24 protein-coding genes are annotated in these 23,965 nt (G+C 65.4%); 1 reads left to right on the forward strand and 23 read right to left on the reverse strand.

Features of this window, described 5'->3' with window-relative positions; genetic code table 11:
• Positions 1 to 63: 63 nt before the first annotated feature.
• The 13 genes from cheA to KHN96_RS01425 form a co-directional block, all read right to left on the reverse strand.
• Positions 64 to 2,220: a chemotaxis protein CheA gene (gene cheA / locus KHN96_RS01365; protein WP_045219658.1), complete on the reverse strand. Its 2,157-nt coding sequence runs from the start codon at positions 2,218 to 2,220 to the stop codon at positions 64 to 66.
• Positions 2,221 to 2,238: 18 nt separating this feature from the next.
• Positions 2,239 to 2,652, reverse strand: coding sequence for a response regulator (locus KHN96_RS01370; protein ID WP_045219656.1), 414 nt, complete (start codon positions 2,650 to 2,652; stop codon positions 2,239 to 2,241).
• Positions 2,649 to 3,623, reverse strand: coding sequence for a flagellar motor protein MotB (gene motB, locus KHN96_RS01375; RefSeq protein WP_045219654.1), 975 nt, complete (start codon positions 3,621 to 3,623; stop codon positions 2,649 to 2,651). Before motB ends, KHN96_RS01370 begins: the two co-directional genes overlap by 4 nt.
• Positions 3,624 to 3,700: 77 nt before the next feature.
• Positions 3,701 to 4,561, reverse strand: coding sequence for a flagellar motor stator protein MotA (gene motA, locus KHN96_RS01380; protein ID WP_045219652.1), 861 nt, complete (start codon positions 4,559 to 4,561; stop codon positions 3,701 to 3,703).
• Between the two features lie 543 nt (positions 4,562 to 5,104).
• The gene (flhC, locus tag KHN96_RS01385; protein WP_045219651.1) at positions 5,105 to 5,665 is read right to left on the reverse strand and encodes a flagellar transcriptional regulator FlhC; all 561 of its coding nucleotides are present in this window, start codon (positions 5,663 to 5,665) and stop codon (positions 5,105 to 5,107) included.
• A 76-nt stretch (positions 5,666 to 5,741) separates the two neighbouring features.
• Complete coding sequence (gene flhD / locus KHN96_RS01390; protein WP_045219649.1) at positions 5,742 to 6,059, reverse strand: flagellar transcriptional regulator FlhD; 318 nt, start codon at positions 6,057 to 6,059, stop codon at positions 5,742 to 5,744.
• Between the two features lie 782 nt (positions 6,060 to 6,841).
• On the reverse strand, positions 6,842 to 7,738 hold the full coding sequence (locus KHN96_RS01395; protein ID WP_062738864.1) for an SMP-30/gluconolactonase/LRE family protein: 897 nt from the start codon (positions 7,736 to 7,738) through the stop codon (positions 6,842 to 6,844).
• Positions 7,735 to 8,589, reverse strand: coding sequence for a citryl-CoA lyase (locus KHN96_RS01400; RefSeq protein WP_062738863.1), 855 nt, complete (start codon positions 8,587 to 8,589; stop codon positions 7,735 to 7,737). Before KHN96_RS01400 ends, KHN96_RS01395 begins: the two co-directional genes overlap by 4 nt.
• A 2-nt stretch (positions 8,590 to 8,591) precedes the next feature.
• The gene (locus KHN96_RS01405) at positions 8,592 to 9,779 is read right to left on the reverse strand and encodes a CaiB/BaiF CoA transferase family protein (protein ID WP_062738862.1); all 1,188 of its coding nucleotides are present in this window, start codon (positions 9,777 to 9,779) and stop codon (positions 8,592 to 8,594) included.
• A 71-nt stretch (positions 9,780 to 9,850) separates the two neighbouring features.
• Positions 9,851 to 10,645 (reverse strand): IclR family transcriptional regulator, encoded by a 795-nt coding sequence (locus KHN96_RS01410; RefSeq protein WP_062738861.1) that lies wholly within the window; start codon positions 10,643 to 10,645, stop codon positions 9,851 to 9,853.
• A 20-nt stretch (positions 10,646 to 10,665) separates the two neighbouring features.
• The gene (locus tag KHN96_RS01415) at positions 10,666 to 11,670 is read right to left on the reverse strand and encodes an ABC transporter substrate-binding protein (protein ID WP_062738859.1); all 1,005 of its coding nucleotides are present in this window, start codon (positions 11,668 to 11,670) and stop codon (positions 10,666 to 10,668) included.
• A gap of 27 nt (positions 11,671 to 11,697) precedes the next feature.
• Positions 11,698 to 12,528: an ABC transporter permease gene (locus KHN96_RS01420; protein ID WP_082062921.1), complete on the reverse strand. Its 831-nt coding sequence runs from the start codon at positions 12,526 to 12,528 to the stop codon at positions 11,698 to 11,700.
• Positions 12,512 to 13,333, reverse strand: coding sequence for an ABC transporter ATP-binding protein (locus KHN96_RS01425; RefSeq protein WP_045219636.1), 822 nt, complete (start codon positions 13,331 to 13,333; stop codon positions 12,512 to 12,514). Before KHN96_RS01425 ends, KHN96_RS01420 begins: the two co-directional genes overlap by 17 nt.
• A 281-nt stretch (positions 13,334 to 13,614) precedes the next feature.
• On the opposite strand from KHN96_RS01425, the gene KHN96_RS01430 reads away from it, so the two are divergent.
• The gene (locus KHN96_RS01430; RefSeq protein ID WP_180964202.1) at positions 13,615 to 14,076 is read left to right on the forward strand and encodes a FlxA-like family protein; all 462 of its coding nucleotides are present in this window, start codon (positions 13,615 to 13,617) and stop codon (positions 14,074 to 14,076) included.
• 49 nt (positions 14,077 to 14,125) lie between these two features.
• Here KHN96_RS01430 and KHN96_RS01435 read toward each other — a convergent pair whose 3' ends face one another.
• The 10 genes from KHN96_RS01435 to KHN96_RS01475 all read right to left on the reverse strand — a co-directional run bounded on the left by KHN96_RS01435 (position 14,126) and on the right by KHN96_RS01475 (position 23,939).
• A complete protein-coding gene (locus tag KHN96_RS01435) occupies positions 14,126 to 14,830 on the reverse strand; it encodes a GNAT family N-acetyltransferase (RefSeq protein WP_045219634.1) in 705 nt (234 codons plus the stop codon).
• A gap of 311 nt (positions 14,831 to 15,141) precedes the next feature.
• Positions 15,142 to 15,264, reverse strand: a complete 123-nt coding sequence (locus tag KHN96_RS22895; protein ID WP_257983912.1) for a hypothetical protein — start codon at positions 15,262 to 15,264, stop codon at positions 15,142 to 15,144.
• 100 nt (positions 15,265 to 15,364) lie between these two features.
• Positions 15,365 to 15,919 (reverse strand): NADPH-dependent FMN reductase, encoded by a 555-nt coding sequence (locus tag KHN96_RS01440; protein WP_045219631.1) that lies wholly within the window; start codon positions 15,917 to 15,919, stop codon positions 15,365 to 15,367.
• Positions 15,920 to 15,963: 44 nt separating this feature from the next.
• Positions 15,964 to 17,181, reverse strand: coding sequence for a cation:proton antiporter domain-containing protein (locus KHN96_RS01445; protein WP_082062920.1), 1,218 nt, complete (start codon positions 17,179 to 17,181; stop codon positions 15,964 to 15,966).
• 244 nt (positions 17,182 to 17,425) lie between these two features.
• Positions 17,426 to 18,676 (reverse strand): phenylacetate--CoA ligase family protein, encoded by a 1,251-nt coding sequence (locus KHN96_RS01450; protein WP_062738854.1) that lies wholly within the window; start codon positions 18,674 to 18,676, stop codon positions 17,426 to 17,428.
• A 51-nt stretch (positions 18,677 to 18,727) separates the two neighbouring features.
• Positions 18,728 to 19,543, reverse strand: a complete 816-nt coding sequence (locus tag KHN96_RS01455) for an ABC transporter ATP-binding protein (protein ID WP_045219627.1) — start codon at positions 19,541 to 19,543, stop codon at positions 18,728 to 18,730.
• A gap of 84 nt (positions 19,544 to 19,627) precedes the next feature.
• Positions 19,628 to 20,917: an ABC transporter substrate-binding protein gene (locus KHN96_RS01460; protein ID WP_373994672.1), complete on the reverse strand. Its 1,290-nt coding sequence runs from the start codon at positions 20,915 to 20,917 to the stop codon at positions 19,628 to 19,630.
• Positions 20,918 to 21,020: 103 nt separating this feature from the next.
• Entirely contained in the window at positions 21,021 to 22,097 is a 1,077-nt protein-coding gene (locus tag KHN96_RS01465) for a branched-chain amino acid ABC transporter permease (RefSeq protein ID WP_062738849.1), read from the reverse strand.
• A gap of 30 nt (positions 22,098 to 22,127) precedes the next feature.
• Entirely contained in the window at positions 22,128 to 23,042 is a 915-nt protein-coding gene (locus tag KHN96_RS01470; protein ID WP_062738847.1) for a branched-chain amino acid ABC transporter permease, read from the reverse strand.
• Positions 23,043 to 23,072: 30 nt separating this feature from the next.
• On the reverse strand, positions 23,073 to 23,939 hold the full coding sequence (locus tag KHN96_RS01475) for an ABC transporter ATP-binding protein (protein WP_062738844.1): 867 nt from the start codon (positions 23,937 to 23,939) through the stop codon (positions 23,073 to 23,075).
• Between the last annotated feature and the right edge of the window lie 26 nt (positions 23,940 to 23,965).

The raw sequence follows: 23,965 nt of genomic DNA on the forward strand, positions 1-23,965 counted from the left end.
CCCGTCGGGCCACTAGATTGAATTCGATGTGGGTGGCTGATGCATGCAGCCTGGCGTGGACGCTTATGCCGCGGCCATGGCCTCGGTCGAGAAACGCCCGCCCTGTGCTTCGCCCATCTCCTGCTTTTCGGCAGTAACGGCACGCATGGCGTTTTCTGAATGTCCGGCGCGGGTCTCGCGCATCAGCGCCGACACGTCGACGATCAACGCCACGCTGCCGTCGCCCAGGATCGTCGCGCCAGAGATGCCCGGTACCTTGCGGTAGTTGGTCTCCAGGTTCTTGACCACCACCTGCTGCTGGCCGACCAGCTCGTCGATCTGCAGGGCGATCTTCTTGCCCTCCGAATCGAGGATGACGACGATGCCTTCCGACGGATCGGGAATCGACGGCGTGATGCGGAAGCGCTCGTACAGCGGCACCAGCGTCAGGTATTCGTTGCGCACCTTCAGCAGCCGCCCGCCGCCTGGCACAGCCTTGATGTCTTCGGGGCGCGGCTGCAGCGATTCGGCCACGCACGACAGCGGGAGGATGAACACCTCGTCGCCGGTCTTGACCGACATGCCGTCCAGGATCGCCAGCGTGAGCGGCAGCACGATGCGGATCGTCGTGCCCTTGCCCTTCTGCGACTGGATCTCGACATAGCCGCCCATCGACTGGATGTTCTGCTTGACGACGTCCATGCCCACACCGCGGCCGGACACGTCCGTCACCTGGTCGGCGGTGGAGAAGCCCGGCGCGAAGATGAGCTGGTTGATCTCGTCGTCGGTCATGTTGTCCGACACGGGCAGGCCCCGCTCGCGCGCCTTCTTGAGGATCTTGTCGCGGTTCAGGCCCTGGCCGTCGTCGCTCACCTCGATGACGATGTTGCCGCCCTGGTGCGCCGCGGACAGCAACAGCTGGCCGGTCGCATCCTTGCCAGCCGCGACGCGGGCTTCCGGCGATTCGATGCCGTGGTCCAGGCTGTTGCGCACCAGGTGCGTAAGCGGATCGATGATGCGTTCGATCAGGCCCTTGTCCAGTTCGGTCGACTTGCCGAACGTCGACAGCTCGACCTGCTTGCCGAGCTTGTGCGCCAGGTCGCGCACCAGGCGCGGGAAGCGGTTGAACACGTAGTCCATCGGCATCATGCGGATGGACATGGCGGCTTCCTGCAGGTCGCGTGCGTTGCGTGTGAGCTGCGACAGGCCGGCAAACAGGCGCTCGTTCAACACCGGGTCGAACGACGACGCAGTCTGCGCGAGCATGGCTTGCGTAATCACGAGCTCGCCAACCAGGTTGATGAGCTGGTCAACCTTCTCCACCCCCACGCGGATCGACGTTTCCGCCGCCACGGCCGGCTTTTCGGCTGCGACGGGGCGCGTCGGCACCGGTGCGGCAGCAGCCGGCGCGGGCACCGCCTCGTTGGCGGCCGGCGCATGCACGGCGGTCTGGGCTGCGGCCGGCGTCGGCGCGGCAACGGCGGCTTCGGCCACCGGTGCAACGGCAGCCGGCGCGGCGTCACCAGCGTGCGGCGTGATGACGATCTGATCGGCGTCGATGATGAAGCAGCTCACCGCGATGATGTCGTCGGGCGTGCACGTGCTCTGCAGCACGATGTCGCTGTTGCGGCCGCTGCGCACGTGGCGCAGCACGGTGCCCAGGTGCTTGAGTTCGGTGACGATGAGCTCGCAGTCTTCATTCGAGACGTCGATGAGCTTGATGTCCAGCCCGCCGTCGATGGCGCCCACGGGCGCAGCCACCGGTGCCTCGGCAGCCACCGGCCCGGGTTCGGGGGCCGCCACCGGGGCCGGCGCGGCGGCCACAGGAGCGGGCGCAGCCGGCGCGGCGGCGTCGTCGGCAGTCAGGCTGTTGAGCTTGGCCACCATGTATTCGAGCGTGGCCGTATCGATGGGGTGCTCTTGCCGGTAGGCATCAAGTTGGCTTTTCAACACGTCTTTCGTTTCCAGGAAGGCATCGACCATGTTCTCGCGCAGTTGCAGGGTGCCGGTGCGTGCGCGGTCCAGAATTGACTCCAGCACATGCGTGAGTTCGGTCATGTGCGTGAAACCGAAGGTGGCCGCACCGCCCTTGATGGAATGCGCGCAGCGGAAGATGGCGTTCAGATCATCAGAAGAAGGATTCGCGAGATCGAGATCGAGCAGTAGCCGCTCCATGTCGACGAGCAGCTCTTCCGCTTCTTCGAAGAAGGCGCCGAAAAACTGGCTGAGATCGAGGTTCATGTTGGTCGTCTCGGTCGATTAATGGGCCGACGCAGACCGGTGGGTCTGCGCATGCCATTCGAACAGTTGCATGACAGAATCGGTGAGGCCCTCGGGGTCGAACGGCTTGGGCAGGAAGCCGGTCGCGCCGGCCGCCCGGGCCTGTTCGCGGATCGTGCCGTCGGCCTCTGTGGTGAGCATCAGGATGGGCGTGTCGGCGTAGGCCGGCAGCGCGCGCAGTGCACGGATGAGCGTCAGGCCGTCCATCGAGGGCATGACCTGGTCGGTGATCACGAGGTGATGCGCGCTGCCGGCGTGCTCGCGCACAACGTCGAGCGCCGCGCTGCCGTCGGCGGCCTCCGTCACGGCAAAGCCGCATTCGCGCAGGCACGCGGCAATCATGCGGCGGATCGACGTGGAGTCGTCCACCACCAGGATATGTTTCTCGCTCATTGCGTCTTTCTCCCCTCGGCGCTTGCTGGCTTGGCCGGCGACATCGCATCGGCCACACCCGTGGCGCGTGCGGCGGCGTCGGTCAGCGTGTCCTTGCCGTCGTTGCGAAGGTCGGCCACCGGCTCGACCCCACCCGAGCGCACGGCCTCGGCCGCACGGCTGTTCAACACGACGATGCTGATGCGGCGGTTGATCGGGTTGTAGATGTTGGTCTTGTCCAGGGGCACCGATGCCTCCAGGCCCACCACGCGGCTGACCTTCTCGGGCTTCATGCCGCCCGCGATCAGTTCCCGGCGCGAAGCGTTGGCGCGGTCGGCAGAGAGCTCCCAGTTGCTGTAGCCGTGCTGCGTGGCGTATTGCGTGGCATCGGTGTGGCCCGACAGGCTGATCGGGTTGGGCACGTCGTTCAGCGCCGAGCCCAGCTCCCGCAGGATCGTGCGCATGTACGGCTGCACCTCGGCGCTGGCGTTGGCGAACATCGGCCGGTTCTGCTGGTCGACGATCTGGATGCGCAGCCCCTCGCTGGTCATGTCGATCAGCAGCTGGTGCTTGAACTGACTCATCACCGGGTTGGTCTCGACCATCTCGGCGATCTTCTGCTTGAGCTTGTTGAGCACCGCATCATCGGATTCGTCGCGGATGTTGCGCTGGCGCTGCACCGTGGGGCTGGGGCTCGGGTTGGGCTGCGGCATGTTCTGCTTGATGGCCGGACTGCCGTTCAGGATGCTGGACTGGTCGCCCGAACCGGCACCGCCGAACAGCGCCACCTTCAGCGGCGTGCGGAAGTACGTTTCCACCGAGGACAACTCGGCCTTGGTCACGGAGCTCAGCAGCCACATCAGGAGGAAGAACGCCATCATTGCGGTCACGAAATCGGCGTAGGCGATCTTCCACGCGCCACCGTGGTGCGCGTGTCCGCCTTTTTTGTTGCGCCGAATGACAATGAAGGTCGGCGTGCTGGACTTGCTCATGGTCCGTTCCGGTCGGTGTGTACTGCGTCGTTATCCGGCGCGGCTCATCGGCTGCGCTTCGTGGTCATGGGTTCCCGCTACGCCGTCTTGGCACCGCGCACGTGGTCTTCCAGCTCCGCAAACGAGGGGCGCTCGGTCGAGAACAGCACCTTGCGGCCGAATTCCACGGCGATCGCCGGGGCGTAGCCGTTCATGCTGGCAAGCAGCGTCACCTTGATGCACTGGAACAACTTGGTCGATTCTTCGGCGCGCTGCTCGAGCAGCGAACCGAGCGGCCCGATGAAGCCGTACGCCAGCAGGATCCCGAGGAACGTACCGACCAGCGCGGAGGCGATCAGCTTGCCGAGTTCCGCCGGCGGCAGGCCGACCGAACCCATGGTGTGCACCACACCCATCACGGCGGCCACGATGCCGAAGGCCGGCATGGCGTCGCCCACCTTGGTGATGATGCGGGCCGGTTGTTCGGCCTCGTGGTGGTGGGTGTCGATTTCCTGATCCATCAGTGCTTCGATCTGGAACGGATTCAGGTTGCCGCCCACCATCAGGCGCAGGTAATCGCAGATGAAATCGAGCGCGTGGTGATCGGCCTGGATGGCCGGGTAGTTCGCGAACAGCGCGCTTTCGTGCGGGGCTTCGATGTCGGCCTCAATGGACATCATCCCTTCGCGGCGGATCTTGGACAGCACCACGTACAGCAGCGCCATCACTTCCATATAGAGCGCCTTGGTGTATTTCGAGCCCTTGAACAGGCCCGGAAGGGCCTTGAGCGTGGCGCTGATGGCTTTCTTGTCGTTGCCGACGACGAACGCACCGCAGCCGGCGCCGAAAATGATCAGCAGCTCCGTCGGCTGGAACAGGGGGCCCAGATGGCCTCCGGCCAGCATGTAGCCGCCAAACACCGAGGCGAGAATCACGATGTAACCGATGGCGACTAGCACGGGGTGAACTCCTGAATGGGATCCTGCGATCAATACAAGGGGAATAACGGCATGGCACGGGTTAACTGAAGGCTCGCGCAGGCTTTTGCAGCCCCCGCAGGTCCGGAACACCGCGCCGCGCACCCCTTACCCACCATGAACGGCAGCAAAACGGGCGGCTTGAGCATCACCCTCCCAAAGGCGGCCGCGCGCCCATGAGAAAAGGGGCGGAAATCGCTTTCCGCCCCCTCTTCTTCGGGTAACCGTGGCGCGCAGGCGGCACCGGGTGCGCCCAACGCGTTCGTCGGGCGCCGTCAACCGGTGGGGCCGTGCCGATACGGAAGGAGGCACATGCACGACGGGACGCACAAAAAAAAACCGGTCTGCAGTTGCCTGCGACCGGCGTACCCCCTTCCCCTTTTTTGACTGTCTGAGCCCCTGTGCTGCTCGTGCGCGGGTTGTGTTCGATATGTGTGGTACTGCGTGCCGGACTGGCCGGCGCTTCCCGTTTCCCGTCTTTCCCGTCCGGCGTTCCCGGCCGTCCGTGTTTCCGTCCCTACCGCGTCAGGCTTCGATCGTCTTCTCTGCGACCGCATCGGCCTGGCCAGCCACGCGCTTCTTCTTCCCGGCGCGCGACGGCGGCTGGCACACACCGCACACGAAATCATGGTGCAGGTCGTCTGCGTGGGCCACGAAATGGCCGGTGCAGCGCTTGCACTTCACGGTGTGCAGCATCTTCCCCTCGAAGAACTTCAGCATCATCCACGCACGGGTGATCGACAGCACCTCTTCCTGCTCATGGACGTAGATGTGTTCCTGGTACAGCTTGTAGGCCGAGATCAGGCGGCGCACCCCGGTGCTGCGGCTGTTCTCGCCCAGAAAGCGATAGATGTTCAGGAAAATCGACGAATGGATGTTCGGCGACCACGTCAGGAACCAGTCCGCCGAGAACGGCAGCATGCCCTTGGGCGGCGATTCCCCCCGGATTTCCTTGTACAGCTTGACCAAGCGCTCACGGCTGAGCGTGGTCTCCTGTTCCAGCAGTTGCAGACGCGCACCGAGCGAAATCAATTCCGCTGCCAGGTGGATCTGCTCGACTTCATTCATGACGCTGGTGTGTCGCATGGCACTGCTCCCGCTACGCTTGCTACTCATCCAAAGTGCAATCCCTGAACCCGGCGGAAAACCCGCCGCAAACAGTTCAGTTGATCTGCTCAACCGCCTGACGCGCCAGCAGGATCGACATTTGCGATTGCTGCAGGCCCTTGTCACGGTGCGGCTGGGTCACCAGACCCAGGATGGCGTGATCGTCGAAGCGGAAGCGGCACAGCAGCACGTTGGTGCTGGCCAGCTTGACGATCTGCGCGGGCGACATCGTCAGCAGGATGTCAGCCAGTTCTTCGGAGATGCCGAGGCGAAAAAGCGCGGCATCGCGATCCTTGGCCAGCATCTGCTGGGCAAGCATCAGGTAGGTGAGATTCAGCTCGCTGATCTCGGAAACAATGTCTTGCGTATCCATGTTGTCCCGTCGTGTGCAGTAAAAGTACAGCGTGCATCCGACCCCGCACGGTGCTGTCCGGTAGCACAGACTTCGTCTGCACCTACCCTCGCCGGACATGCCCCGATCCCCACAGACCGGATGCTTCTGGCGGTCGGCGCCGTTGCCGGCACTTTCCGCCCCTTCTTACTCACGTCAATCAAGACATGGTGAAGTTGTTTTGTGTTGAACACATTGTGGGTTTCAGTTGAGGGTAAGTAAAGAAGGGTAGCCCCCTACATCAGGGGGGTAAGTTCTCCGACAAACTTGTAGGCCATTTTCCTACAAATGTGTTAACAAACATTGCACGAGAAGCGTTTGTGGGCCGACGGACCCGGGATAGACAATGTGCTAAAGCGGACGTTTGACACGTATTTACCCCAATCTTTGTCTCAAAAAAGCAATATTGTTGCGCTTGTGAACCCTCATTCGACAAAGAAGACGTGGCAGTTTTGCGACTGTGAGCATGGGATGCTCGGTTAACGGTTTGTAGGACACTTCTTACTGCTTCCTACAAGCCATGTAGGACAGTTCCGACCGGCAACAGGCAGCTTTGTAGGATCGCTCCTACAGTACGAACCCAGCTTTGTCGGACAGCTCCTACCCTTCTGTATTACCTATAGATACATGTCTCTCATATTGAGACAGAACCGGCCGGTGCACTTTGTCAGGTGCGGAATCGACGGTATGGCGGAAGGCGCTGCGTGATCTGCGCCGCGCACCCATGGGCCGGGCGTGCCCCCTCGGCGCGCGGAAGATGACCGTCAGGCGAGCTCGAGCCCGCGCCAGCTGGCCTGGAGGACGGTGCCGGTTGCCGACTCCGTGATGACGATGCCCTGACCATCGGGGGTCAGCGCGACGTTGGTGGTGGAGCGCCCGCGGCACGATGCGATGCGGGCCAGCGGCTCGCCGTGGGGCGACAGCGCGAACACCGCGCCCAGCGAGGCATGCGCGACGAGCAGGTTGCCGACCGGGTCCATCGCCATGCCGTCCGGGCCACTGGTGCCATGGAACTGCGCGAAGCGGCCGACCTTGCTGGTGCTGCCGTCGGCAAGCAGCGGCAGGCGCCAGACGGCGTTGTCGCGGGTCATGGCGACAAACAGGGCGGATTCGTCCGGTGTCAGTGCCAGGCCATTCGGGCTGGGCCCGTTCGAGAGCAGGCAGTCGAGGCGTCCATCGGCGCGCAGGCGGTACACGCGGCCGGTCGGGTCGTGCAGACCGGTCTGGCCCTGGTCGGTGAAATACACGTCGCCATTGCGCGCGACGACGAGATCGTTGGGGCCCTTGAAGCGCTCGCTGTTGCGGCGGGTGAGCAAGGGTGAGATCGCGCCGGTCGCCGGATCCAGCGACAGCAGGCCGTTCTTGTAGTCGGCAATCAGCAGCGTGCCGTCGTGGCGCAGCGCGAGGCCGTTAGGTTCGCCGTCGTATTCGGCCACGACGTTCCACTCGCCCTGCGGCGACACGCGCAGGATGCGGCCATGCGGAATGTCGACCACCCAGAGGTTGCCCTGCGCGTCCCAGCACGGGCCTTCAAGAAAACAATCGACCGGCGCCCCACCCTTGTTGGCGCGCGACCATTCGGTCGGGACGGGCCGGCGCAGGGCGGCCGGCATTTCGGCAAGGACGGTGGTCTCGACCGGGGGCCAGTTGCAATACGTCATGACGCAGTCGCCGCGTCGGTCTGCGGCAGATGCCGCGTGGACGCGCCGGTATAGCGGTAGGGCAACTGGCGCGGCATCGGGCCCTTGTTGCGCTCGTCGCGGCCCGACTGCTCCCACGCATGCGCCAGGATGCCCACCGCGCGCGACAGGCAGAACACCCCGCGCGCCAACGGTGCGGCAAACCCGAGCTCGGCATAGATGACGGCAGTCGCCCCATCGATGTTCATCGGGATCGGCCGGCCCTTGCGCGCAGCCAGCAGCGCCGCGATGGCCCGGCCGATGGCGGCATAACGACCGCCGACCACGTTGTCTTGCGCGGCCTCGTCCACCAGTGCGAGCAGACGCACCGCTCGCGGGTCCACCGGATGGAAGCGATGCCCGAAGCCCGGCAGGTACTTGCCGTGCGCGGCGATGAACGCATCGACGCCCGCCGCCGTGGCCGCCTCCAGCGAGGCGCCGTCGAACATGCGCGCCTCGATATCGTGGAACAGCCCGACCGCCTGCTGCCCCGCTCCGCCGTGCACGTCGTCCAGCGCGTTCAACGCAGACGCCATCGCGCCATTGAGCGGCAGGCCGCAGCTCGTCGCCATCTTCGCGATCGCAATGGATGGCGCATGCGGGCCGTGATCGACCGACGCCACCAGCGCCGCTTCCAGCAAGGCCGCCTGCCCCTTGGCCGGCAGTTCGCCGCGCAGCATCAGCCAGATCATTTCGGCAAAGCCGATCTGGCCGATCAGTTCCTGGATCGGGTAGCCGCGTACGTGGATGCGGCCGGGTTCGATGTCGATGATGTCGGTGCGCCAGTAATCGGCAGCGAGGCCGGCGGCGTCCTGTGTCGGTGCGGTCGTCATGATCAGATGGCGCCTTCGGCGCGCAAGGCTTCGATTTGGTCGCGGCGGTAACCGAGCCTGGCAAGCCAGTCGTCGGTATGGGCGGAGAGCGATGGCGCCGGTGTCTGCGGGCACGGGTCTTCGCCCGAGAGGCGGAAGCCCGCGCGCGTCACGTGCTGCCCGGCCTCCGGGAACGAGGTGACGAAGCCGCGGCCCGTCACCTGTTCGTGCGCCAGCACGCCAGGCACGTCGAGCACCAGCCCGGCCGGCACGCCGGCTTCGATCAGCAGCGGCTCCCATTCGGCGGCCGGGCGCGCGGCCAATGCCGTTTCCAGCGCGTCGTTGAGTTGCTGGCGATGTTCCTTGCGTGCATGGCGCTCGGCAAAGCGCGGGTCGGTGGCCAGTTCCGGATGCCCCACCACGCGGCACAGCGCGGCAAACTGCTTGTCTTCGTTGGCGGCGATGTTGATCAGCCCATCGCCCGTGGTGAACGTGCCCGACGGCGCGGCGGTGAAATTCTGGTTACCCATCGGCTGCGGCGTCACACCGGCGTTCAGGTAGTTGGAGACGACCCAGCCCATGGTGGCGAGCGTCGATTCCAGCATCGACACATCCACCATGCAGCCCTGCCCCGTGCGTTGCGCGCCGAGCAGGCATGCGGTGACGGCTAGCGCCGCCGTGATGCCGCCCACCGTGTCGCTGATCGGGTAACCGACGCGCAGCGGCGCCGATGCGTTGTCGCCGGTGACGCTCATCACGCCGGAAATGCCCTGGATGATCTGGTCGTATGCGGGTCTGCCGCTGAGCGGGCCGTCCTTGCCGAAGCCCGAGATGGCGCAGTAGACGAGACGCGGGTTGACCTCGCGCAGCACGTCGTAGCCGAGGTCCAGGCGGTCCATCACGCCGGGGCGGTAGTTCTCGATCAGCGCGTCGGCCTGCGCCACCAGCTTGAGCAGGATCGCGCGCCCCTCGGGGTGCTTCAGGTTGACGGTGACGGACTGCTTGCCCGCATTGACGGCGACGAACGAGGCGCCCATCTTGCGGCGCGCCTGCTCAGGATCAGCGCCCAGACGGCGGGCGAGATCGCCATTGCCCGGCACCTCGATCTTGATGACTTCAGCGCCGAGCAAACCCAGCTGATAGCCGCAGAACGGCCCGGCCAGCACGTTCGACAAGTCGAGCACGCGCAAACCCGCGAGAGGCAAAGCCATGAAAACAACTCCTGCTACACAGTCGGCTCCGCCCCTCGCCCCGCTCAGGAGGTTGGGCGTCTTGGCGGAGCCTAGGTTTTAGAGATCAGTTGGGCAGCGAGACGCAGCGGCGCGGGGTCGCCACCCAGCGTGGACGTGATTTGCGCGGCGTGCTCCAGCACCGGCACGCGCCACGATTGCAGCAGCGCCCCGTCGATGCGCGACGCCGGACCGGCAAGGCACAGCGCACCCCGCAGCGCCTGCTGCACGCCAAACACCGGCACCGACAGGCCCACCGTTTCCCGATCGCGCTCGCCGATCGACACGTAGTAGTGATCGCGCCGGATCGCGTCGTACGTGGCGCCTTGCATGCCGGAGAACGCACACAGCACGCGCCCGCCGGAGCCGCGCTCCAGCGGCAGCACGTCACCCTCGCGCACGTGATCGCGGATGGCGTGGCTCGAATCGACGCGATGCAGGCAGACACGCACATCGCGCTCGCGGATGTAGAACGACACCGCCTCGCCGGTGGCCTCGGCCAGCGCGCGCATGTGCGGCAGCACCACGTCGCCCAGGCGCATGCTGCGCTGGTAGAGCGCGCCGAGCATCAACGGCGCGGCACCGATCTGGTACCGGCCGTCTTCCAGGCGAAACAGCATGCGGTGCTGGATGAGCGAGCCGGCCAGCCGCAGGATCGTGCTCTTGTACAGCCCGGTGCGCGCGGCCAGCTCGGCCAGCGTCAGCGCGTAATCGCCGGGGCGGAACGCAAACAGGATCGAGAACGCGCGGTCCAGCGCAGCCACGCCCGACTGCCCCGGCGTGGCGGCATCGCCCTCGTTGGCGGCGGGCGTGATCTCGTTCTGGGTGGTTTGGCGCTCTGCGGTCATGGCGGGTTGGGCGAGACGGTTCACTTGACCGTCTTCAGGGCTTGGTCGACGAAGCGGTTAGTGTACGTTTTCGCCAGGTCGATCCTGGCGTTGCGGATCTTTTCGTCGTAGCTGGAAAGCACCGTCAGCGCCACCTTGGCATCGGCATCGGTCATCAGGCCGTCCTTGGAGAAGATCGGCTTGGAGTGGCGCAGCGCATCGACAAACACGTCGCGCCCGCCCACCTGCTGCTCCTTGGGCATCTTGTCGGCAATGGCCTCGGGCGTGCTGGCGTCGATCCATTTGAGCGTGCGGATGAAGGCGTTCACCAGACGCTGCACGGTCTCCGGATTCTTCATCATGAAGTCGCGCGTCACGTACAGCGTGGCGGTCGGGTAGCGGCCGCCGAACACGGCGTTGGAGCCGGCATCGGTGCGCGTATCGACGAGGAACTTGGCGGCGCGGCGCTTCTCCAGCAGGCTCGCTACGGGGTCGAAATTGACGAGCGCATCGATCTCCTTGCGATCCAGCGCCACCATGCCCGGCGCGCCGGAACCCACGGCGATGTACGACACGTCGTTCACCTGCAGCCCGCTCTTGATGGCGTAATAGCGGGCAAACAGATCGGTGGACGAGCCCGGTGCGGTGATGCCGATCTTCTTGCCCTTCAGATCCTTGCCGCTCTTGATATCCAGGTCGGGCCGCACGGCCAGCACGATGCCGGGCGTAACGTTGAGCAGCGCGACCGACACAATGTCCTTGCCCTGCGCCTGAATGTGGATGGTGTGGTCATAGAAACCCACCACCGCATCGGTCGATCCGGCAATCAGCGCCTGCAGCGCCTTGCTGCCGCCGGCCTGGAAGTTCTCCACCTTCACGTTGAGCCCTTCCTTCTGGAAGTTGCCCAGCGACTGCGTAAGCGGCACCGGCATGTAGTTCAGGATCATCGAGCCGACCGACAGGCTCACATCCTTCTTCTCCGGCTCGGCCGCGTTGGCTGCCGTGCAGACGGCCGCACACAACAGGGCCGAAATCCATCGCTTCATGGTTGTCTCCATCATTGTGATTGGGGCTCAGGCGCCCGTTTCGGGGTCGACCTTCGGGCGCCACACCAGCAACTTGCCTTCGAGCGCATCGACGCTGCGGTCCAGCGCAATCACGAAGGCCGACAGCACGACGATTCCCGAGAACACGCCGGTGGCATCGAACACGCCTTCGGCCTGCGCAATCAGGTGGCCCAGGCCAGCGGACGAGCCGAGGTACTCCGCCACGATCGCGCCCATTACCGCCATGCCGACGGAAGCGCGTAGGCTGGAGAGAATCCAGCTCGTGGCAGACGGCACATACACGTGGCGCAGCAGGCTGACGCGGCTGGCCTTGAGCAGCCGCGCGTTGGCGAGGATGACGGGGTTCACCTCGCGCACGCCCTGGTACGTATTGAAGAACGTGATGAACAGCACCATCGTCGCGCCCAGCGCCACCTTGGAGGTCAGCCCCAGACCGAACCACATCACGAAGATGGGCGCGAGCAGGATGCGCGGGATCGCATTGAAGACCTTGATGAACGGGTCCAGCACCTCGGCCGCGAGCTTGGACAAGCCGAGCCACAGCCCCAGGCTGATACCGAGCAGCGTGCCGATGCCGAACGAGAGAATCGTCTCGGCCAGGGTGATGGCCAGATGCGTGTAGATGTCGCCGGCGGTGAACCACTCCCAGATGCGCGCGACGATCGACGACGGCATCGAGAAATAGAACGGATCGACCACGCCCGCGCGGCCGAGGCCCTCCCACGAGCCGAACATCAACACCACCACGGCCAGCTGGAACAGGCGGATCCTGGTCTTGTGGGCGAGACCGGCGCGCTGCGTGCCCACGGTAGGCATCGTGTTAGTGCTGGACGGCATGGCTCTTCTCCACTTCGGTGCCGAGGATCGACCAGATCTCGCGATACAGGCGGATGAACGCGTCGGACATGTTGATTTCAGACACGTTGCGCGGACGTGGCAGCGTGATTTCGACATCGCCAACCGGCCGGCTGGCGGGCCCGGCGGACATGACGACCACGCGGTCGGCCAGGGCAATGGCCTCCTCCAGGTCGTGCGTGATGAACAACAGCGATTTGCGGTCTTCCTGCCAGAGGCGCAGCAGCTCGCTCTGCATGAGGTGGCGCGTGTGCACATCGAGCGCCGAGAACGGCTCGTCCATCAGCACGATCTTGGGCGAGAGGATCAGCGTCTGCGCCATGCTGATGCGCTTCTTCTGCCCGCCCGAGAGCTGATGCGGATAGCGCGCCTCGAAGCCGGCCAGGCCGACCTTCTTCATCCACGGACGGGCGCGCTCGCGGGCCTCGTCTACCGGCATGCCCTGGAACACCAGGCCGAGCGCGACGTTGTCGAGCGCCGTCTTCCAGGGCAGCAGCGAGTCCTGCTGCATCATGAAACCAGCGCTGCCGTTCAGGCCTGTCAGCGGCTCGCCAAACACGTTCACCGTGCCGCCGGCCGGCTTGAGCAGCCCCGTCACGGCGTTGAGCAACGTGCTCTTGCCGCACCCGGTGGGCCCCACCACCGCCACGAATTCCCCCTCGCCGATCGACAGGTCTACGCCCTGCACCGCCGTAAAACTGCCAAACCGCACTGACACCTGATTGAGCTGCACCGCCGGCAAACCGGGAGGCAGCCGGCCATTCGCGGCCGGATGGGAAGAAAGCATGGGCGTCTCCTTGAATGCGTTGCCTCTTTGTCGTTCTGTTATACAGAATTTTGTTCTATTTTACGCAGCATCTGGAGCCGGGATAACAGACGTAAACCCGTAGAAGCCAGGGCAGCATGGCGAACGTCGCCAAGTATCCAACGACTCTTCTCGCTTTTTGTTTCTTTAGTCGGAATTTAATTCTATCTAACAGAACGTAACGGCAGCAAAGAAAGTCGCCGCGACCGCTAAAGTTTTCGCTCGGCCATCCGATCAAGGGCGTACTGATCAGCGAGATGGCAATGCAACTCACTTCCTCGTCCGTTTCTGGCACTGTGGCCACCGGCGCTTCGGGCGGCGGGAGCGGCTCGGCCAATGAAATCGAACGGCTGCAACGGCAGCTCAAGAACCTGCAGAAGTCGATGGCAGACTTGGCCGGGCAGGGATTGCCGGCCGAGCAGAAGAAGCAGCAGATGCAGATGCTGAGCCAGCAGATTCAGATCGTGCAGGCGCAGATCGCCCGCCTTCAGGCCCAGAAAGGGCTGGAGCAGGCCGAGACGCGGTTGGAAACGCGCAAGTCCGCGGACACCGGCAGTGCCGAGGTGGCCACCAAGGCGCGCACGACAGACAAGGTCACCGGCACATCGAGCGTGACCGACGCCCGCTTGCAGGCCCGCCGCGTGGAACAGGCCCAGCCCGCGCATCCGGCCAGCGCCGAAGCGCTCACCCCGGCCGAGCCGCCGCTGGTTTCCCTGCGCGCCTGACGCTGGAACGGCCCTCGCGCGCCGCGCAGAGCCCGCAGCGCGCTATGGACTAAGCACGCAGCGCACTGAGCGACATGCGCTGCCGCCCCTGCGCATCGAAATTCTCGGGCGAGAGCCACCGCTCGAAGGCCGTCCGCAGCTGCGGCCAATCGGCATCGATGATGGAAAACCACGCCGTGTCGCGGCTGCGCCCCTTGTAGACGACCGCCTGGCGGAAGATCCCCTCAAACTGGAAGCCGAGCCGCAGTGCAGCCTGACGCGACGGCGCATTCAGGCTGTCGCACTTCCATTCGTAACGGCGATAGCCCAGGTCTTCAAAGACGTGCTTCATGAGCAGGAACTGCGCTTCCGTCGACGCGGGGGTGCGTTGCAGCAACGGCGAAAACGTCACGGCACCGACCTCCACCACGCCGTGCTCGGGCGTGATGCGCATCAATGCCAGCGTGCCGACGGCGCGATCCGTCTGCGCGTCGATCACGGCGTACTGCAGTGGATCCCGCTTGGCCGCAATGCGCTCCACATAGGCACGGTGGGATGCGGCGTCGGCAAACGGCCCTTCCATCAGGTACGTCCAGTGGCGGTCGTCGGGCGCCTGGCGGGCGGCTTCGAACAGCGCATCGGCATGGCGCACGGCGTCGAGGGGCTCCAGGCGGCAGTACCGCCCAGGCAGCGGCGTGTGCGGCGGCAGCGGACGCGCGGTCCAGTCGGGCATCGGCGTACCGATGGGCTGTTGGTAGGCGTTCAGGGTGGTCATGCGCGCAGCGAGGGGTTGGACAGGATCCGCATTACCGTACCGAATCTCGTGGCTCCATGAAAAGAGCCATGGCGAACGCCATCTGAGGAGCCACGCCGCAACAGAGCGCCAACATCGCATCGCCGGAAACGCCCTCGGACCCAGCCAATTGTTGCGTCGCAGCAACGGCCAGGACACAGCGCGGCAGGGCCCCGACATGCGCAGGCCGCACCACGCCAGCGCTGAAATTTGTTGTTACCTTTGGAACAGTCTGTTCACCCGTCGGGATATTGTTCTTCCGCATTGCAACACCTACACTGCGTAACAGTTGTTCAGACATCGATTGCCTGAACAAGCAATGCAAGTGCTGTAAGGAGAACGATGATGAAATGGTTGGATATCGGCGCCGTCATGGCCGCCTGGATCGCAAGCTGCGTCGCAGCAGGCTGGCTCATCAGCGCCGCCGCTTTCCTGGCCTGATCCGGGCCCTCGAAGCAACACGGCCGGGCGGGATATCGCTGCCCGCCCGGCCCTGAACCCCAGTCGATCGATGCGTCAGGCGCGCTTGGCGCCTGCCCACTGAACGAATCGGTCGACGAATCCCTGCAGGAACTGGCGCGTCCGCGCATCCACCACCCCGCCCTGCGCGTCGAAGGGTTCTCCGGCAAAGTGGAAGAACACCTCCGGCAGCGGCAAGACCTGCACCCCCAACGCCGACAACACGTTGCGCAACTGTGCTTGCGACAGGGCCGTCCCGATGGCGCCCGGCGACGCCCCCGCAACGCCGGCCAGCTTGCCGCCCCACACACTCTGGCCATACGGCCGCGAACCCCAGTCGATCGCGTTCTTGAGCACGCCCGGGATGCCGCGGTTGTATTCCGGCGTGACGAACAGGATGGCGTCCACACCCGCCACGGCCGCCTTGAAGCGCTGCACGGGCTCGGGCAGGTTGCTGTCCAGATCCTGGTTGTAGAGCGGCAGCTCACCGATCTCGATGAACTGCGCCTGCGCGCCCGAAGGCAGAAGGCCGACCAGCGCCTGCGCCAGTTGGCGATTGAACGACGCCTTGCGCAGGCTGCCGACGATCACCCCGATAGTCAGATGGCTCATGAACACTCCTCGTTGGCAAAAACGGTTGGGGACGGCCTTGAAACTCAATCGGCCCCAGCGGGCTCGGCGGCGACCTCGCGCTTGATGCGGTCGATCAGGGCAAACATGAGCGGATTGAGCAGGATCGACAGGATCGCCGCCGCAAGCAGCAACCCGCGCGCGCGCACCGGCAGGATCTCCAGGCCGATGCCCAGCCCGATCAGGATGAACGAAAACTCGCCGATCTGCGCTAGGCTCGCCGAGATCGTGAGCGCCGTGCGGTTGCCGTGCCCGAACGCCCGCACCACCGCAAACGCTGCCAGCGACTTGCCCATCACCACGATCAGGACCGTGCCCAGCACCGCCCACGTGTCTTCGACGAGCACGCGGGGGTCGAACAGCATGCCCACCGACACAAAGAACAGCACCGCAAACGCATCGCGCAGCGGCAGCGACTCTTCGGCCGCGCGCTGGCTGAACTCCGATTCGGCCAGGACCATGCCTGCAAAGAACGCGCCCAGAGCGAACGACACGCCAAACAGCACGGTCGCCCCATACGCCACGCCCAGCGCCGTAGCGAGCACGCCCAAGCGGAACAGCTCACGGCTGCCCGTCATGACGATGCGCTCGAGCATCCACGGAATCACGCGGCGGCCGACCACCAGCATCAGCGCCGCGAATGCCACCACCTTGGAGAGCGTGATCGCGAGCACCTTGGCGATGTCCCACGCGCTGACCGACGTGCTGCCCGCGCCGCCAAGCGCGCCGGCCAGCGCCGGCAACAGCACGAGCGTGACCACCATCACGAGGTCTTCCACGATCAGCCAGCCGACGGCGATATGGCCCTCGTGCGAGTGGTCCAGGCCGCGGTCTTCCAGCGCCTTGAGCAGCACCACGGTACTCGCCACCGACAGCGCCAGCCCGAACACCAGCCCCGGCCCCCAGTCCCATCCGAGCAGCCACGCCAGCCCCATGCCCATGAGCGTGGCCAGCGCAATCTGCCCGATGGCGCCCGGAATGGCGATGGCCTTGACGGCCAGCAGCTCCTTCATCGAGAAGTGCAGCCCCACGCCGAACATCAGCAGGATCACGCCCAGCTCCGCCAGCTGCGGGGCAAGGCTCTGGTCGGCCACGAAGCCCGGGGTAAAGGGGCCGGCCACCACGCCCGCCATGAGGTAGCCCACCAGCGGCGGCAGGCGCAGCCGCTGCGCGATGGTGCCGAAGATGAAGGCCAGCACAAGGCCGCCGATGATGGTGGAGATGAGCGGGGTCTCTACGTGCATGCGTTGCTGTGACGTCGGGGCGGATCGAGGATGGGGGAGACAGCGGCGCGGCGGAGCCGGCCAAGATGCGACAGCGCGCACGCCGGTTTGTTCGGCCAGCGTCACACGGAGGACGAATATACGGGATTTCGCTTAGCGGGCCGTACCGCACGCATGGGCAGGCGCAAGAGCGGTGCCAACGCCGCCGGCACCGTCAACGGATGGCAGTTGCCGGCACGCGGCCGGCAATGCACGCCAGATGCGCTCAGGCGTAGTCGCGTGCGTCTTCGATCAGCTTGCCGTCTTGCGGCAGCGAGCCTGCCGCCACGAAGCGCACCTCGCCGCGCAGCCGCGTCACCTCGCGCAGCGAGCCGGCCACGGCTTCACGCAGGCCGGCATCATCGCCGGTGGCGTCGCAGTGCAGCGTCATGACGTCCACGCCCGGCGTGCCCGACACCACGAGCCGTGCGGCGCGGATCTCCGGATGCCGGCGCACCACCTCCGCCACCTGCCCGGGATGCACGAACATGCCCTTGACCTTGGTGGTCTGGTCGGCGCGGCCCAGCCAGCCCTTGAGGCGGATGTTCGTGCGCCCGCATGGGCTGGCCTGCCGCGAAGAGCCAGCCACGATGGCAGACAGGTCGCCGGTGCCGAAGCGGATCAGCGGATAGTCTCCATTGCCGAGCACGGTGACCACCACTTCACCCACCTCCCCCTCCGGCATCGGCTGCGTGCCCCCCGGCTCGACGATCTCCACCAGCACGTTCTCGTCGACGACCCAGCCGTCGCTGCCGTCGGCCTCATAGGCGATGAGGCCCAGGTCGGCCGAACCGTACATCTGGTGCACCACCACGCCTTGCGCAGCGAGCCATTCGCGCAGCGACGGCGGCAGCGCCTCGCCCGAGACGACGGCCTTGGTGAGGCTTGCACAGGGCTGGCCTGCCTCGGCGCTCTTCTCGAGCAGGATGCGCAGGAACGACGGCGTGCCCACGTACGCAGTGGGCTTGAGCATCGACAAGGCCTGCACCTGCATCTCGGTCTGGCCGACGCCGGCCGGAAACACACAGCAGCCCAGCCGGTGCGCGCCGGATTCCATCATCAGCCCCGCCGGCGTGAAGTGATACGAAAACGTGTTGTAGACGAGGTCCCCCGCGCGGAATCCGGCGGCAAACAGCGCCCGCGCCGTGCGCCACCAGTCGGGCCCGTGACCATCGGGCTCATGGATGGGCCCGGGCGACTGAAACACGTGGCGCAGGCCGCCCAGCGGCGTGGCGTTCAGTCCGCCCAGCGGCGGCGACAACTTCTGCATGCCCGCCAGTTCCGATTTGCGCGTGACCGGCAACGCCGCCAGCGCCGCGCGCGACGTCACGGCCTGCGGGTCGACATCGCGCAACCGCTGCGCAAAGTACGGCGCATTCGTCTGCGCATGCGCGATCTGCTTGGACAGCGCGGCAAACAGCGCCTGTTCGCGCAGTTCAGGCGCGCGCGTCTCGAGGGCATCGAAATGTTCCGGCATGGTGGGCAGGCGGTTGGAGGTGTTCGGGAAGACGGGCGGGTTCGGGTCGCTTCAGGCCAGCCAGCGCTTGCGCCGGCGGTAGCTCTTGATGTCGCGGAAGGACTGGCGCGCGCCGGCCTCGTCATCATTGGCGGCCACGCCCAGGTAGAACTCCTTGACGTCTTCGTTGTTGCGCAGCGCTTCGGCCGTGCCGTCCATCACCACGCGGCCGTTCTCGAGGATGTAGCCGTAGTCGGCATGGCGCAGCGCCACCATGGTGTTCTGCTCAGCGAGCAGGAAGCTGACCTTCTCGCGCTGGTTGAGATCGCGCACGATCTCGAAGATCTCTTCGACGATCTGCGGCGCCAGCCCCATCGACGGCTCGTCGAGCAGGATCATCTGCGGCGCCGCCATCATGGCGCGGCCGATGGCGCACATCTGCTGCTCGCCGCCCGAGGTGTAGCCGGCCTGCGACTTGCGCCGCGTCTTCAGACGGGGGAAGTACGCGTAGATGCGTTCGAGCGCGTCTCGGGTCTGGGCGCGCGAGAAGTGACGCGTGTACGCGCCGGTCAGCAGGTTCTCTTCGATCGTCAGATGCGCGAAGCAGTGGCGCCCTTCCATGACCTGGATCACGCCGCGCCGCACGAGGTCATTGGGCGTGAGCTGATCGACGCGGCTGCCGCGGTACTCGATCGATCCCTTGGTCACGTCGCCGCGTTCGGCATGCAGCAGGTTCGAGATGGCTTTGAGCGTGGTTGTCTTGCCGGCGCCATTGGCGCCCAGCAGCGCGACGATGCCCCCCTCGGGCACCGCAAGCGAAACGCCCTTGAGTACCAGGATGACGTGGTCGTAGATGACCTCGATGTTGTTGACGGTCAGCAGGCTCATGGTGCGGTGCAAAGTGGGTCGAAAAGAGGGTGCAGTCAGGCCGTGCCTCGCCCCATGCCGGCGGACGAGGCGGCCGGTGCGGGTTCAGGATTTCACGCACGCCGGCGTGATGCCCTTCTCCTTCGCGTACTGCGCGGCGGTCGCCTTGAACAGCGGATGGACGAGGCCCTTGTTGCCCTCCACCCAGTCAGACACCACGACCCACTTGCTGCCGTCCCACTGCTGGATCTTCACCTTGCCCGAGCCCTCGTGGTTGCTGCAGCTGGTCTGGATTTCCGGCAGCAGACCCGTGGCCCCGAGCTGCTGCAGGCGCGCGCTGCCCAGGTTCAGGTTCTCGAATGCCCAGCGCATCTGCTCGCCGTTCATGACCTTGCCCTTGCCGAACTTCGCCTGCGCCACGCGGATGGCCTCCACCGTCACCACGGCCGCAGACACGCCGCGGTTGTACAGCACGGAGCCCACCTTCGACGCGTTCTGCATGTTGCCCTTGCCGGCGCCGTACACCACCTTGTCGATGTCGGCGATGAGCGGCACGTTCTTGCCGGCCACGTTCCAGGTTGCGCTCAGGTACCCCTTGGCGGCTTCACCGGCCGGGATGGTGTCTTCCTCCGACCCGGCCCACCAGGAGCCGACCATCTTGTCGCGCGGGTACCCGACCTTCTGCGCGGCCTTCAGCGCGGTCTGGTTCATCACGCCCCAGCCCCAGAAGATGACGTAGTCGGGGTTCTCCTGGCGGATCTTCAGCCACTGCGCGCCCTGCTCGTTGCCGGGGTGCGCCACCGGGATCTCCACCAGGTTGAACTTGCCGAGCTTGGCCTCCGCCTCGAGCGCGACGATCGGCTCCTTGCCATAGGCCGAGTCGTGATACAGGTAGACGATCTTCTTGCCCGCCAGCGACCCCTTGTTCTTGTCCGCGAGGTACTTGACGATGGCCGAGGCCTGCATCTGGTACGTCGTCACGAGCGGAAACGCATACGGAAACACCGAGCCATCCACGGCATCGGTGCGCCCGTAACCCATCATGACCAGCGGCACCTTGTCGGCGGCGGTCTTGTCGACCAGCGCATACGAAATGCCGGTGGACATGACGTGATACGCCGTCCCGTGCGAGGCGCTGCTGCGCGCCTTCAGGCGCTCGTAGCACTCCACGCCTTTGGCGTTGTTGTATTCGGTCTCGCACTCTTCCCACGCGAGCTTGACGCCGTTGACGCCCCCCTCCTTGAGATTGACGTAGGTCAGGTAGTCGACAAACCCGCCGTACCACGACTGCCCGTTGGTGCCATAGGGCCCGACACGATAGCTCGGGATCGCGATGAACTGCTCGGCGGTCTGCGCCTGCACGGGCGCCGCCAGCGACACCAGTGCGACCGCCATTCCGAGCGCCGCGGCACTGCGTTGCAGTTTGCTAACCAGCATGTTCATGACCGTCTCCTTCACCTTGGCAGGTGGATTTCGTTTTGGTGGTGACTACGTGATCTCAATGCGGGAATGGCCACAGGCGCAGCTTCTCCTTGCCGATCTGCCACAGCCGCGCCAGCCCGTGCGGCTCGACGATCAGGAAGAAGATGATCAGCGCGCCAAACGCCATCAGCTGGATGTGCGACACCGTCGCGTTGGTGAACGGCAGATGCAGCAGTGCGGCCAGCGGCGGCAGCACGTTGTCCAGGAAGATCGGCAACAGCAGGATGAACGCCGCCCCGAGGAACGAGCCCAGGATCGACCCCACGCCGCCGATGATGATCATGAACAGCACGCGGAACGACAGGTCGAGCGAGAAGCCGTCGGGCTCGACCGAGCCGAGATAGCAGAACGCATACAGCGCCCCCGCCACGCCGCAGTAGAACGAGCTCACGGCAAAGGCCGCGAGCTTGGTTCGCATCAGCGGAATGCCGATCACCTCGGCCGCCACGTCCATGTCGCGCACCGACATCCACGCGCGGCCGGTGGAGGAGCGCACGAGGTTCTTCGCCACCATGGCCATCACCGCAACGATGCCGAGCACGAACAGATACCGTTTGACCGGTGTATCGATGGGCACGCCAAAGAGGTCGAGCCGCTGCGCCGTGATCACGCCCGAGGAGCTGTTGTTCGAGAACCAGGGAAACTTCGTGAGCACCCACACCACGAAGAACTGCGCAGCCAGCGTGGCCACCGCCAGGTAGAAGCCCTTGATGCGCAGCGACGGCAGGCCGAAGGCCACGCCCACGAGCGCCGCGCTCAAGCCTGCCAGTACGAACGTCAGCAGCACCGGCATTCCCTCCACGCGCAGCTGGAAGTTGTATGCGGCATACGCGCCCACCGCCATGAACGCCGCCGTACCGAGCGACAGCTGGCCCGCATATCCCGTAAGGATGTTGAGCCCCAGCGCCGCGAGCGAAAAGATCAGGAACGGGATCAGGATGGCCGAGAACCAATACTCCGAGCCCACCAGCGGAATTCCCACAAAGGCCACCGCCAGCAGCACGGCCACGCCGATGCGGTCCTGCCGGATCGGGAAGACCTGGCTGTCGGCCTCATAGCTGGTCTTGAACTGGCCGGCTTCGCGATAGAACATGCGCGTCTCCTGAAAAGCGCAACGTGGGCGTCAAACGCGGTCGATATGCCGCTCGCCGAACAGCCCTTCCGGGCGGACCAGCAGGAACAGCAGCGCGAACACATACGGGAACCATCCCTCGATGCCGCCGAAATTGCCGCCGAACATCGACTGGAACACCGGCGGGACATAGATCTCGGCGAGTTTTTCGGATGCGCCGATGATCAGCCCGCCGACAATCGCGCCCGGCACGGAAGTAAAGCCTCCCAGGATCAGCACGGGCAGCGCCTTGAGCGCGGTCAGCGTGAGCGCGAACTGCACGCCATTGCGCGAACCCCACAGCATGCCGGCCACCAGCGCCACGAACCCCGCCACGCCCCACACGATCGCCCAGATGTGCTGCAGCGGAATGCCCAGCGACAGCGCGGCCTGGTGGTCATCCGCCACCGCGCGCAGCGCACGCCCCACCCGTGTGTACTGGAAGAACAGCGCGAGCACCCCGACCAGCAAGCCCGCGATCAGCGCCGAGGTCAGGTCGAACTTCGACACGACCATGTTCAGATGCGTGAGGATCGCCTCGATCGGTTCGTCGACGATGCCCAGATCGATGGGGCGGACCTCGTTGCCGAACAGCATCGGCCCGAGACCCTCCAGGAAGAACGACAGGCCGATGGTCGCCATGAACAGCGTAATGGGTGGCTGGTTCACCAGCTTGCGCAGCACCAGGCGTTCGGTTGCCATGCCCACCACGATCATGATGCCGAACGCGCCGATGGCAGCCGCCCAGATCGGCAATCCCTTGTCCACCAGCCCGACCACGGCCAGCGCCGCAAAGTAGACCATCGCGCCCTGCGCAAAATTGAATACGCCGGAAGCCTTGTAGATCAGCACGAAGCCCAGCGCCACCAGCGAATACATCAGCCCGGACAACAGCCCGCCCACCAGCACTTCAAGGAAGAAACTCATGTCGTGTGCTCCTGCTGCGCGCTTCGGTTGTCAGGCGTGGGACTGCCCAAGATAGGCGCGGATGACCTCGGGGTTGGCCTTGACCTCGTCGGGCGTGCCGTCGCCGATCTTCTTGCCGTAGTCGAGCACCACCACGCGGTCGGAGATGTCCATCACCACGCCCATGTCATGCTCGATCAGCACGATGGTGGTCCCGAACTGCCGGTTGACGTCGAGGATGAAGCGGCACATGTCCTGCTTTTCTTCCACGTTCATGCCGGCCATCGGCTCGTCGAGCAGCAACATCGACGGCTCGGCCGCCAGCGCACGGCCCAGCTCCACGCGCTTCTGCAGGCCGTACGGCAGGCGCCCCACCGGCGTCTTGCGGATCGCCTGGATCTCCAGGAAGTCGATCACCTCTTCGACCTTGCGGCGGTGGCGCATCTCTTCGCGGCGCGCGGGGCCGAACCACACGGCATTGGCGAACAGGTTGCTGCGGAACAGCGTGTTGCGCCCCGTCATGATGTTGTCGAGCACCGTCATGCCCTTGAACAGCGCGATGTTCTGGAACGTGCGCGCAATGCCCTGCCGTGCCATGGCGGTCGGGTTCATGCGGCGGCGCTCCTCGCCGCGGAACACGATGCGGCCCTGCTGCGGGTGGTAGACACCGTTGATGACGTTCAGCATGGAGCTCTTGCCCGCGCCGTTCGGCCCGATGATCGCCCGGATCTCGTGCGCGCGAATGTCGAACGAGATATCGGTCAGCGCCTTCACCCCGCCAAACGACAGCGAGATGTGCTGCAGGTCGAGCAGCACCTCGCCTTGCAGCGGGCCGAGACCCGCCTGCGCCCGGCCCCCCGGCAGCCCGATGCCCGCGCCGGTCTGCCTCGCCACGCCTTGCCATGCCATTTGCGTCATGTTGTTCCCCGTGCGGCGGTCTGTTG

Source organism: Ralstonia mannitolilytica (assembly GCF_905397375.1).
Lineage (GTDB): Bacteria > Pseudomonadota > Gammaproteobacteria > Burkholderiales > Burkholderiaceae > Ralstonia > Ralstonia mannitolilytica.